Origin of the sequence: Litoribaculum gwangyangense, assembly GCF_039543505.1 — a bacterium.
Lineage (GTDB): Bacteria > Bacteroidota > Bacteroidia > Flavobacteriales > Flavobacteriaceae > Litoribaculum > Litoribaculum gwangyangense.
On the sequence record NZ_BAABJW010000002.1, the window covers coordinates 818,760 to 830,914 of the forward strand.

Annotated in this window: 10 protein-coding genes; all 10 read right to left on the bottom strand. The window is 31.9% G+C overall.

What is annotated here, in order from left to right; genetic code table 11:
- Positions 1–84: 84 nt before the first annotated feature.
- The gene (locus ABD963_RS09150) at positions 85–2,118 is read right to left on the bottom strand and encodes an LruC domain-containing protein (protein ID WP_345276647.1); all 2,034 of its coding nucleotides are present in this window, start codon (positions 2,116–2,118) and stop codon (positions 85–87) included.
- Between the two features lie 172 nt (positions 2,119–2,290).
- On the bottom strand, positions 2,291–2,767 hold the full coding sequence (locus tag ABD963_RS09155; RefSeq protein ID WP_345276648.1) for a glycosyltransferase: 477 nt from the start codon (positions 2,765–2,767) through the stop codon (positions 2,291–2,293).
- Between the two features lie 54 nt (positions 2,768–2,821).
- Positions 2,822–4,012: a glycosyltransferase family 2 protein gene (locus ABD963_RS09160; protein WP_345276649.1), complete on the bottom strand. Its 1,191-nt coding sequence runs from the start codon at positions 4,010–4,012 to the stop codon at positions 2,822–2,824.
- A 9-nt stretch (positions 4,013–4,021) separates the two neighbouring features.
- The gene (locus ABD963_RS09165) at positions 4,022–4,636 is read right to left on the bottom strand and encodes an acyltransferase (protein WP_345276650.1); all 615 of its coding nucleotides are present in this window, start codon (positions 4,634–4,636) and stop codon (positions 4,022–4,024) included.
- Positions 4,627–5,838 (bottom strand): glycosyltransferase, encoded by a 1,212-nt coding sequence (locus ABD963_RS09170; protein ID WP_345276651.1) that lies wholly within the window; start codon positions 5,836–5,838, stop codon positions 4,627–4,629. Before ABD963_RS09170 ends, ABD963_RS09165 begins: the two co-directional genes overlap by 10 nt.
- A 4-nt stretch (positions 5,839–5,842) precedes the next feature.
- Positions 5,843–7,000, bottom strand: a complete 1,158-nt coding sequence (locus ABD963_RS09175) for a glycosyltransferase family 4 protein (RefSeq protein ID WP_345276652.1) — start codon at positions 6,998–7,000, stop codon at positions 5,843–5,845.
- A gap of 4 nt (positions 7,001–7,004) precedes the next feature.
- The gene (locus tag ABD963_RS09180) at positions 7,005–8,207 is read right to left on the bottom strand and encodes a glycosyltransferase family 2 protein (protein ID WP_345276653.1); all 1,203 of its coding nucleotides are present in this window, start codon (positions 8,205–8,207) and stop codon (positions 7,005–7,007) included.
- A gap of 29 nt (positions 8,208–8,236) precedes the next feature.
- Positions 8,237–9,223 (bottom strand): phosphoribosyltransferase family protein, encoded by a 987-nt coding sequence (locus ABD963_RS09185; protein ID WP_345276654.1) that lies wholly within the window; start codon positions 9,221–9,223, stop codon positions 8,237–8,239.
- An 80-nt stretch (positions 9,224–9,303) separates the two neighbouring features.
- Positions 9,304–10,776, bottom strand: a complete 1,473-nt coding sequence (locus ABD963_RS09190; protein WP_345276655.1) for an O-antigen ligase family protein — start codon at positions 10,774–10,776, stop codon at positions 9,304–9,306.
- Between the two features lie 2 nt (positions 10,777–10,778).
- Positions 10,779–12,155: a lipopolysaccharide biosynthesis protein gene (locus ABD963_RS09195; RefSeq protein WP_345276656.1), complete on the bottom strand. Its 1,377-nt coding sequence runs from the start codon at positions 12,153–12,155 to the stop codon at positions 10,779–10,781.

The following is a 12,155-nucleotide window of genomic DNA, read 5'->3' on the forward strand; positions in this document are numbered from 1 at the left end:
TTTTTTTCAATAGTCGTCAATGGTACCTTAGTCGCTAGCGTGATAAGTGATATCTAAGTTTTAAGCTAATTAAAAAATAATATATTAATCTTGAATATTTTGATTATTCCGATATCCAGCACTATCCTTATACCAGTCTTTAAAATTAACACCTCCAGAAATTGCCCATGTATTAAAATGATTATAAGCCTTATTAATAGCTATTCTTTCCTTAGGGACTTTAAAATCATGAACTATATTTATGGCCCAAGGAAATCCATTATTACTTATAAAGTTACCGTCTTCGTCATTGTTAACTCCGGTTGTATTTATATTATTTGAAGCCAAAGTTGTTCTTTTCATATAGGCTAAATGCACTTCCTTTTCCCTTGATTTGTTTATGATTATAAAGGGGTTAAAAGGTGCTAAACCCAATTGTTCTGTGCTTATGGGACCATTGAATTTAACAGAAATTTTATGTTCTTTATTTAGCATTGAATTTGGATCGTCAAACATGATAACAACTGCATTGGCCTGTCCAGCTTCTGTACCGTTGGCATTTTCAATTATATAATTTTTAGTCAAAATGTTTCCTGAAACACTTTCTATTTGATTTGGTGTTAAGGATTCTATTTCAATACCAAAACCGTTTGTAAAACCTGCCCTATTTGATTTAGTGTTAATCAAAAAGTCTAATTGAACTGCTAGTCCTTGTGAATTTAAAACAGCAATGACTCTATAATTTACGGCTAGGTCATTAAAATCATAATCACCATTTGATGGCCATAAATCTTCAAAAGCGACGGTTCCCCATCCATATTTACTCGGTGTAAACAATTCAAAAGCTTTATCAGCGTCATTTGGATAGCTATCATCTCTATCTAAGATTCCATCACCATCAGTATCTGGGTTATCATTGGTTTGTATATAAACCTTAAAAGTCGTCAAATCATTAATTGTTCTTCCATAATCTGTGTTATTATTGGCACTAATTCCATACATATATTTCCATCCCCCAGTTTGAGTATCCATAATTATCAAATCGGAACTGTTTGCATTATTGGCTAACCATAATTCCTGATTGGAATCAAAAGTCATTGATGTTGGTTGAAAGGGTAAATTATCAGCACTTATTCTTGAGCTTTGATAAATATTATTATCATCTAATTCCAATCTGTATAAGCCTGAAAAGGTGCAAAGATAAAGAGTTCCGTCCTCAGCAAAAGCAAGATCCCCACCACTTGTACTATCTAAACCAGCGATATCCCAAACATTAACATTTGTACCATTTGTTGGATTATATGTATATAGTTTTGCACCTGTTGAAAAATAAAGCAACCCATCCCTATAATTATAGTCTAATCTTGGGCCACCCCTACCAATATTAGCAACAATTTCCCAAGAGTTATTTTCAATTGAATATTTCATCAAGGGGTATGGGCTACTTCTACCAATTGAATAAAGTACTTTATTCTCTTGATCGACAGCACAAGTGTAACTTCCCATAGGCATATCAGATAAATATGTTAAATCGCCCTTTGTGGGATCTACTTGGAATAATTCACCTGATCCATTTACACAAAACAAATAATCGTTAACTACATCAGTAAAAATAGTTCCTCTGGCTGCTTTTGTATTTGAGCTTTTATTAGAACTTTTACCATCCGAAACTTGATTATACGTTACTTCTTGATTTACTATATTCAATATGGATGCAGAATATTTTAAATTATCATTTCTTCGGATATACAGCTTATCGTAGTGTTTGGGTAAACTGATGGTTTGCGTGAAAGTACCATCTTTTGGTACTCCAGAAAAAATCAATCTATTCATTATATCTGTTTTGTAAACTGCCTCCGTTACAATTTCTCCTGATTGATTTTCAAAAGTTTCATTACCTATAAAAATTAATTCTTCTGAATATGCAAAAACATCATATCTCACATATTTTGAATTATCATTAATTGTAACTTTAACTTCTTGATTTGTGCTAAAGTCAAACCCATCAGGAATTGCTACCATCTTAATACTAGATTCATCGATACCAATATCTTGTGATTCTGTATCATTATTTACTTCGGGAACACTGCATGCATTTAACATAAACACTAATAAAATGACTTTAAAAATAGATTTCATACTATATCAAATTTGATTTTTTATTTCTAGGATTATTAATTTAAAACCAAAACTATGAACTAAAAAGAGGAAGATTTACAATTTTCTTTTAGATACGATTCGGTGTAGCCTGTTAACGTTTTTATGTAGATGAGTGGTTTATTGGTAAAAAGTCTTACAGTTAAAATTAAGGCTATAGATTTAATACCTTGATTTCTTCTTTAAAAATTTTCATGCACTCAAGTATTGAAAATACATTTTGAGGCATAGATTGTTTTATTTTCTTTTGCTGGTTGACTTGATTTTTATGCTTAAATATTTCATCCCGATTATCAATAATTGCTCTCAAAACCTTAATTAATTCTTTTTGATTTGATTTAAGAATATTGGTGTTTATAAAGCCTATTTCTTTTAGATTAAACTGATTGACCAGATATCTGGCGCCAGCCCTAACCGCCGAATCATCAGTTTTAAATTTATTGATATTTAAAACTGAAACATTGTTACAATATTCACTTATTTCTTTTAAAACCTCATAAGTATTGTCTTTACTGCAGTTATTAACTAAACACATCTCAATATTTTTGGCTTTATTGATATAATCTGAAAAGAAGTTCATGTCAATTTCCTCTTCATAATTATGAAATATGATTATGATGCCCGTTTTCATCGATTTACCTAATTGTTAATTATGATTTCTTAATCTCGAGAATATTATTAAAAGTTACGCAGCACGTTGAGCACGTTCCCAGTTTACAGATTGTTTATTATTTATATATCTAAAAAACCCAAGGACTACTGATAGATTCATTATGAAAAAATAATATGGCACAAATAATATTTTAAGCCTGGTTTTCTTATTTTCTAAAAACCAACCTATTAATGCAAACACGTAAAACAGAAATTGCAACCAGAAAAGCACAACATAAAAGCCAAAGCCTAACATTCCTTCGTTATAGGCTAAAATGGACAGAATAGGAATTAATAATAGCAAGCATAATGGCGTTAGTGTCCAACGTAGAACACGATGTGATACATATTGAAATGAAAGGGTTTTGTACTTAAATATATTAAGTAATGTGCGTAACCTAACCACCGATTGAATTCCTCCTGCTGAAATACGAATTTTTCGTTTTAACTCTTCACCTACATTAGCAGAAGCTGTTTCGATCGCAAATGCTTCCGGGTTATATTGAATAGTATAGCCTTTTTGTGCGACTCTTAACGAAATCACAAAATCATCTAATAAAGTGTCTTGTTCAACTTCATTATAGAGATCTGTGCGTATTGCAAAAAGTTCTCCAGCTGCCCCAACAACCGAATATAACTCCGCATCCCATTTTTTTAGTGTAGACTCATATTTCCAATATAAACCTTCACCAGCTCCTGATGCCATGTCTTTGTCTTTATTAAAAATTCGTTTTTCACCTGAAACACAACCAACCTTTGGGTTTGAAAAACAATGCACAATATGTTTAATAGAGTCTTTACCCAATAATGTATTGGCATCACTAAATACCACTATTGGTGTTTTTACCAAAGGCATAACACGATTCATGGCATTAATTTTCCCATTGCGTTCTGGCTTGTGAAATAGATTAATATTGTCGTATTCTTTTAATTTTAAATCAGTACCATCATCAGAACCATCAGTCACCCAATAAATTTTGAGTTTGTATTTTGGATAATCTAATGCCATTGTGTTCTTCATTTTCTGATCTACATAATCTATTTCATTATATGCTGGAATAAAAAGAGTGACTTCAGGCTGAAAGTCCTGATAAACTTCTTTATGTTTGTTTTTACTTAGCCATCTTTTCATTTTTACAAGCACATATAATATCATCCCATAGCCTATATATGTGTAAACCACAGTAAATATCATTATCCAAAAAAGTAGTTTTAAAAGTTCCATAATTTCTATTTATAATTTTTTCCAAGTATTTGATTCAAAATCGTATTGCTTTAATATTCTGGCAGGATTACCTGCTGCAACTGAATATTCAGGAACGTTTTTTGTCACTACACTTCCTGCTGCTACAATAGAATGTTTACCTATTGTAACTCCAGGTACAACAACTACATTTGCTCCAATCCAAGATTCATCCTCAATAACTATTGGCTTTGTTGACACACCTTGAACATGAATTGGACTGTCAATTTTATCATAATTGTGATTTAAGCCCGACAAGACAACATTTTGTGCTAGTCTTACATCATTCCCTACTTTTACTGGACCAATAATAGTATTGCTTAAACCAATACGAGTGCGTTCTCCTATTATGACATCACCTACTCCATTGTTAATGGCGGAGAAATCTTCAATTGTAGATTGAGCACCTAGATTAAATTTATTCCATGGTACGACATCCAATCTGGTGCGTTTTCTAATGCAAGCTCCTCTTCCTTTTTGATGAATAAATGGATTTACAAACCATTTTATCCAAAGTCTTGGTCTTGCTTGATTTGGTATTACAATAGACCAATGCGCCAATGCCTTAATTCGCTTATTCGATTTTATTTGTGCTGCTAATTCCATAATAATTTTTGAGTAGATGTTGTAATTGCATTATAAATATCCTTGACATTGTTTTCCCATGTATGACTTTTGGCGAATGCAATACGCTGGTTTGACTTACTATTTGAATGTTCTGCTAATGCTAGTTCAATTAATTTAACATAGTCTTCTTTGGTTTTTCCTAAATACACGTGCTGATTAAACATTTCCATAGCTTTTGTATCGGTTGCCACAACGGGTTTTCCCATGGCTAAATATTCATCTATTTTTCTTGGATAATTACCAATTGTGATGTCATTCACAATTTGTGGATTTGTGCATATGTCGAATCCTTTTATGTAAGAAGGAAGTTCTTTACTGTCTTTAGATCCTAAAAAGTAAACATTAGGCATCTGATGTAAAGCACAATTTTTAAATTTCTCGTCCTCTGGTCCAACCAATACAACACTCCATTCGGGTTTCTGTTTTGCGATATGCACTAATAAATCGATATCCAACCTCAAGGTAGTTAATGAACCAACATAGCCAATAACTGGAGATGGAATATTATTAAATTCTTCTGGAACTATAATTTGATTCTCCTCATCTGTAAACATTTCAATATCACAACCTTGACCAACCATAATACTGTTCTTATTAAACTGAGATCCATATTCAGCATAAAGTGTTGAATTATTTAATACAACATCAGCTTTTGCAATTAATTTAGGCTCTATAAGTTCTCCATGTTTTTTCCAATAAGGCACTTTTACCAAGTAATCTCTTATGTAATAGGTATACAATTGAGGTTCCAGTAACTCCTTTAAATGAAGTCCCAGAAACATGGAACTATCATTAAACAATAGAAAGTCAGAAAAACCTAATCGCTCTATGGCAGATGCTATGTTTTTTGATAGTATTTTAGAATTGCGCTTGTTAAGAGCATTAAAAATCGATTGTGAATTAATCCAATTAATCGATTCAATTGTGTCTTTTGGATATAAGTTCCAAAGATTGTCTCCAATATTTACTATATCAGCTTCTTCACCTTTAGCGATTCGGATACGTTTTTGAATTTTTTTAGAATTTTTTTGTTTTAGTCTTGTTATCCTATCCATTGGAGGATTTACATATAACACGCGATTTTCTTTTGCAAATTCAAGGGCTATATTTTTACAATTACTCCCTATTTCTATATCCCAAGGCTGAATGCTTAGAATAACAATATCTTTACCTTTTATCATAATTTTATGCTTTAATTTCTTTAAACATTTTTTTATAGACGTCTAATACCTGCAATGCCATATTGTCCCAAGAAAACTGCTCGCATCGCTCTAGTCCTTTCCTAATAAGTTCATTTTTATATTCCGAATCTGAACTGATTTTCAATATTCCTTGTAGAATAGCTTCAGACTCCATTGGGTTTACAATACAAGCTGCATCTCCTGCTATTTCTGGCATTGACGAGCTATTTGAAGTAATAACAGGGACACCGCAAGCCATAGCTTCAATAATTGGAATACCGAATCCTTCTCTTAAAGATGGGAATAAGAAAAGTTGTGACAACCTATAAATGGCTGGCAAATCTTGATCTGAAACATACCCTAATAAAACAACCTTGTCAATAAGATTCTTGGCATTTATTTCAGATAACACGGTTAAAAGATCTTTTTCATTATAGCCGAGCAAAACCAATTTATAATCAACAGTTGTTGTGTTTAAAAATCCTTTAAATGCTTTTAAAACATTTTTAGTGTTCTTTCTTGGATCTTTATTAGCAATATGGAGCATGTATTGGTCTGGTAGATTGTGTTTTGTTTTGACTTTATTCAATTCAATTACATCTGGAGATTTCAAAAAATGATCGCTTACGCCATTATGAATAGTCTTAATGTTTTTGATTGTTTTTTCATTAAAAAACCCAGTTATATTCTTCTTTTCGAAATCGGAAACCGTAATGAGGCAATGGCTCTTTTTTACCACACCATTTACAATGATTCTCCTATAAATATTTCCAATTTTTTGATACCATGACGCCTTACTAGTAATTTGTTTAAGCACACTTTCCTCCATATAAATAATGTCATGAAGGGTTGTAACCAATGGAGATTTAACATATAATGGCGCTGTATTACTCGTACAATGTAAAATGTCACATTTATAGGCACTTGCAATTAAGGGCAATTTTATCTGTTCCCAATATGGATAAGGTCCACCTGAAATTTCAACAATATTAAAATTTGATGTTTCAGAAATAGCACTTGTATCCTGATCTGGTTTTACAAAAATGAAATACTCATTGTCCTTATCTATCACTTGCAGTTTTTTAATTAACTCCAAGGCAACCCTATCCATACCATGCTTATGTGGTCTAAACAATCTTTGAGCTTCAATACCGATTCTCATTTTACTAGTTTTCAATTGTTCCATGAGCAGTATGAATAAATTTGTTGTTAGCACCTTTTAGTTTGAACAACAAAATGGTCATTCTAATAAAAGCTGAAGGCAATGAAAAAATTGCTTTTAATGTTTCCAGGTTGTAAAATGTTTTTGGGATTGCCAATAAAAATGCTATTACAGTAATTCCCAGATTAATGAACCATAAATCAGCGCTTACATTTGTATTTATTTTAAACAGTATTGATAGTATTACATACCCTAGAGCAAAAAGAAACGTAATTCCAATAAGCAGAATTCTAGGTGGAATCATCATTTGAAATGCTTTGTCAAAAAAGTTAACGTTTCCATCAAATAGTAGAGCTCTACAACTTTCAATAAAATATTTCTTTAAGTAAATAAACTGGGTTGAAAGCCAACGTTTACGTTGGTTGGAAAAGTCTGATGCTTTTTGGATTTTTTCATCCAAAACAACAGCATCATCCAAATATTCAATTTTAATTTTTTCTGCAGCAAACTTAAATTCAAGTTCCTTATCAAACCCTCCAACGGCATTTACGGTTTTCATCATAGACTTTAATAAACCATATTCAAATCCCATTCCTGAGCCTATAAGACCTGATGATAACCCTAAAACACTATGCCCTTTTCTAAAAATATGATTATTGATTTCCTCACTAGCTGCATCAAGAATAGCAAAGGACGTATTTAAGTTTTTAGCCTTTCGATGTCCTTGAACAATTTGATAGCCACCTTCAAACGCTGCATTCATTTTATTTAAAAACTCAGGCTCCATAATATTGTCTGCATCCAAAATGATAGCGTGGTCATAGTGATCTTTTAAAGTTGCCATAGCACTATTCAGTGCTTTAGCTTTTGTACTCTTTTCAAAGCTTACTTCAACGAGTTTAATAGGAAGTTCTTTTAGCTTAATAATTGTGTTTTTATGAAGTGAATCTGCAATGACAACTACATCATACATATTTGATGGATAGTGTTGTTGTAATGCATGTTTTGAAACCTCAACAATTACGGCATCTTCTTTATAAGCTGGTATTAGTAGTGCTATTTTGTTTTTAGTAATTGACCCTTCTCGTCGTCTTCTTTTGTAAAAATTACCAGCGACTGAGAATACAAAAACATATAGACTTGATATTGCAAAATATCCATAAACACTATATTCAATTGCTTTCAATAAAAAGTCTAGTAGTTGCATAATTTTATTCGTTTAAATCCTGATTTATTTTAATTGAAAGAATTGGTAATCACTTTAGTTTTATTTTCCTGAAATGATGCTTTAACTTTTCTGATTCCGTTTCTAACTTTTAAGGCAAAGCGACGTAAAAACGGAAAATATTTTCCGCTTTTAATATTATATGCTATGGACTCGGAATCATATATCATTTGAAAATTCTCTGTGCAGAAAACAGGTTTCTTAGTAAGTCTGTTTATTTCCATGGCTTGCCCCAAATCACTTTCTACAAAAAGGTTATAACCATTAACTTGATATTCTTTAGCTTTATGTGCTGCGTGATTATTGGCTTTTTGACGTGCCTTCATATCAGGTAAATCAAGCATTACAAGTTTATTATAAGTCACACCATTGGTCTTTAACCAAGCCTCAGTTTCCTTTCGGTATTTCTCCAATCTAGAAGTAACAATAGTTCCTATTTTAGAACCAGGAATGTATAAAGGCGCTGCACTTTGTAAAAAAGAAATATATTTTTCACCATCGTCATTTTGATCTATTGATGGGTCTACACAAAGTACACCGTCAATATCAAAACAAGCTTTCTCTAAGGTTGTGTGATTAAAAATATTCCATTGGAAATATCTTGGCGTTGCCACTTCTTCCAAAGCAAAATCAGCCAAATGTTGCTTTTCTGGGGTATAATAAATAACGCAATATTTAATATCAAATTCAGATTCTAAATGTGCCAAGTACTTTTTAGATTCTTTAAGCGCAGAACCTGACGCAATACTGTCATCAACAATTAATATGTTCTTATAATCTGAAGCATTAAAGAATTGTCTTCTGGCTCCAGATTTGTAGATATAACCGTTTAAAAACGAATGAATATCTGTATATGGTAAATTAAGATATAGAGCCAATAAATTGGCAGGCAACATACCACTCCTTGGAATTCCAACCACCAAATCGATATCTCGTGGTATTTGGTGAAGTTGTTTAAGGATGGTATTATTTAAATCGTTTATGCTTCTATAATTCATAATATAAATTTTATAGTTCAAATTTACATTCAAGAGACACTGTACTACGAGATATTTCGACGGATAAAGCTTAAGTGTAGTTAAATGGTATTCTTTTGCAGTTTTTGATCTAATTGGGGACTTATGAACATAAACACCATACTTACGTACATCAGAATTCCAGTAGGCATTTGCCCAAAAACACCATTACCATAAGAGGCCATCATAATTCCTGCCATTCCACATACCAAAGCAGAAATCTGTACTTTCAGCCAATCATCCTTTAGCTTATACATAACATGATAGGCACCTGTTCCTAAAATGAAGAATAGCATCAACAAATAGTAGGTAAGACCAATAATTCCTGTGTCAGACCAAACCATAACATACCAGCTATCTGTTGCTGTATTGGCCAAAAAGGTATGCGGTGTAAAACGTTGTCCCCAATTACCAGTTGCGCCAACTCCGCCACCCATTGGTCGTGAAGCTAAATAGCCCTTTAACTTTTTTTGATTTTCTAATCGTACTTGTAGTGAGGCTTCGTTTGGATCGAAGGCAGTTCTCATTCTTCTTATTTCAGCATTGCCTTGACCTATGGTTGTATGAGCAAAAAATATGTAAACACCTATTAAAAATACGCCGCCTAAAATGAGGATTTTTATGTTCTTTTTTAAAATAAGAAACATGATTCCTCCCAATGCTGGGACTGCTATTGCTCCTCTGGTTCCTGATATTAGCATTCCAAAAAAACCAGCCATTGCAACGAATGCAAAAAATGATTTAAGTTTTAAATTTCCTTTTTTGAACAACGCTAAAATTCCAAACACAACACCTGCATGAGCTTGTGAAGCTCCAAATTGGCCTGCATCAGAAAAGAACGAGAAGACTCGTAATTTTCCGAAAAGAATATGAGTTTCAGCACCACCTTGGTCTAACCATCTTTGTTCAAAAGGATCTACCCCAAAATGAAATTGTTGAAATCCTTTTAGGGTTCCTATAATTGATAAAATTCCCCAAACAATAAAAAATGTATCTAAATCTTTTGATTTATTAAATAGAACAAATAGTAATGGAATGGATAACCATTGATATAATGCCACGCCACGCATGGCATAAAACCAAGCTTCTATACTCTGCGCTTCAGGATTCGCAATTTGTAATAAAATATATCCCATCCAAATTGACACAACCAATGTAAGCGGAGATTTTGCTTTATGCCATGGTATTTTGTTTGCAAATCCTTTAAAGAATAAAGCGAGGTAAATTAAAACCAGTAAACCATCTATAGATAAGCCCCAAGGTGCAGGAATATAGCGCGCTATACCAGTAACAAAAAAACCTAAAATAATCAATAATATAATTCCTGTTTTAGGATACTTGAAGACAATATAAATTAAAGCTATGGCAAAAATCAATCCTAGAAAACCAATAAATCCGATAACTCCCGTTTTTACAATAACTACAGTAATTAGTAATACTAATACCAATACTGAAGCGAGAATATTTAGGTTTAGAAAACGATTGGAACCAGAATTGACTTCAAATGGATTTATATGATTGTTGAAGTTGTTCATATTTAATTTTTAGAAAAATTAAATTCTTTTGAGACTTTACGGCATTGTTCCCAAATTGTTTTGTAAAACCTATTTCCAGATTCAAAAATTTCAATACTTGAGATTTTAAATTCTTTATTTAAGAAATAAGCTCCTAAACCTATACCAACACTAGTAAAAATAAGCGTAGAAATAGCCACCATAAGCAGAGATTCAAAAATGAATACTGCAATAACATCACCAATGATATTTGTAAGCAACATAAAAAACACTTTTATGGCATTAATATTTGGCTTATTGATACTATCCAAACCAATTCCTGTCATTCGATCAATTGGCAGAAGTATACCATAAATTGAAAAAATTCTAACTAAAACCACAATATCAAAGCCTGTTGATTCTAATCCTAAATACTGATAACCTGATACTAGTATTACAAATTGTTCAGCAAAAATGAAGGTGATCAAGGAAATAAAAACAAATAAATAAGTTAATGCACCTGAATAACTATAAAACAAACTTTTAACCTCTTTTACATTACCTTCCAAACTAGCTTTAGACATTTTTGGGAAAGCCGTAGCTGCAAAACTTCGTAAAGGTATTTGTTGCAATTCGGTAAGTTTTAAAGGAATACTAAATAAGGCAACTGCTGTGCTTCCTAATGGGCTAATACTAATAATAATTAAATCTGCATTCCTTAATAAATTGGTTCCTATTAAAGTAAATGTGCTGTATTTGCCAAAATTTAATAAAGTTAAGTTGGTGGATTTATTAGCTCTTTTAATAAAAATCAATCCATCCCATCCTTTAAATATTGTAAGTAATGACGTTAAAATATTTACAGACAATAAAACCCAAACAAGCTCAATTATAGACAGGTTAAAAATGAAAGTATTACATACTAAAATTGTAAAGAACAAACCACTATTAAGGCCTTTGATTAATAGTATTTTCCCATATTCTAATTTGGCCTGTAACACAATTAAGGCGTTATTCCATGGTAAGTTAATGAAAGCCAATATTGGATACCAGGTAAAAAATAGTTCATACACTGAATTGCTAATAATGTCATTGAAAATAACGTTAGTTATAATCATTAAAAACGCTATTACTATGGTACTGACTAAGCTAATTAGAACATTTGAACCAATTAATTTTTCACTTTGATCATGAGATGCACCTGATAAAAATCTAACTAAGGCGTTATTTGTTATTCCAAATCGCAACATTTCTATTAATGAACCACCTGATATAAAAATAACCCATTGCGCAAAGTCTTCTGGATTAAAACTTCTAGCTAACAACGCAAAACCAGCAAGTCCCAATACAGCAATAACTAGATTTCCTGCTAATGACAAAAAGTTGTCCTCCTTTATTATTTTAGTAATTATTTGACGCAT

Excerpts from the sequence above, each read along its gene's own strand:
- ABD963_RS09170 (WP_345276651.1), bottom strand. The coding sequence starts at position 5,838 with ATGATAAAAGGTAAAGATATTGTTATTCTAAGCATTCAGCCTTGGGAT.
- ABD963_RS09165 (WP_345276650.1), bottom strand. The coding sequence starts at position 4,636 with ATGGAATTAGCAGCACAAATAAAATCGAATAAGCGAATTAAGGCATTG.
- ABD963_RS09150 (WP_345276647.1), bottom strand. The coding sequence starts at position 2,118 with ATGAAATCTATTTTTAAAGTCATTTTATTAGTGTTTATGTTAAATGCA.
- ABD963_RS09160 (WP_345276649.1), bottom strand. The coding sequence starts at position 4,012 with ATGGAACTTTTAAAACTACTTTTTTGGATAATGATATTTACTGTGGTT.
- ABD963_RS09195 (WP_345276656.1), bottom strand. The coding sequence starts at position 12,155 with ATGCGTCAAATAATTACTAAAATAATAAAGGAGGACAACTTTTTGTCA.
- ABD963_RS09175 (WP_345276652.1), bottom strand. The coding sequence starts at position 7,000 with ATGAGAATCGGTATTGAAGCTCAAAGATTGTTTAGACCACATAAGCAT.
- ABD963_RS09155 (WP_345276648.1), bottom strand. The coding sequence starts at position 2,767 with ATGAAAACGGGCATCATAATCATATTTCATAATTATGAAGAGGAAATT.
- ABD963_RS09185 (WP_345276654.1), bottom strand. The coding sequence starts at position 9,223 with ATGAATTATAGAAGCATAAACGATTTAAATAATACCATCCTTAAACAA.
- ABD963_RS09190 (WP_345276655.1), bottom strand. The coding sequence starts at position 10,776 with ATGAACAACTTCAACAATCATATAAATCCATTTGAAGTCAATTCTGGT.
- ABD963_RS09180 (WP_345276653.1), bottom strand. The coding sequence starts at position 8,207 with ATGCAACTACTAGACTTTTTATTGAAAGCAATTGAATATAGTGTTTAT.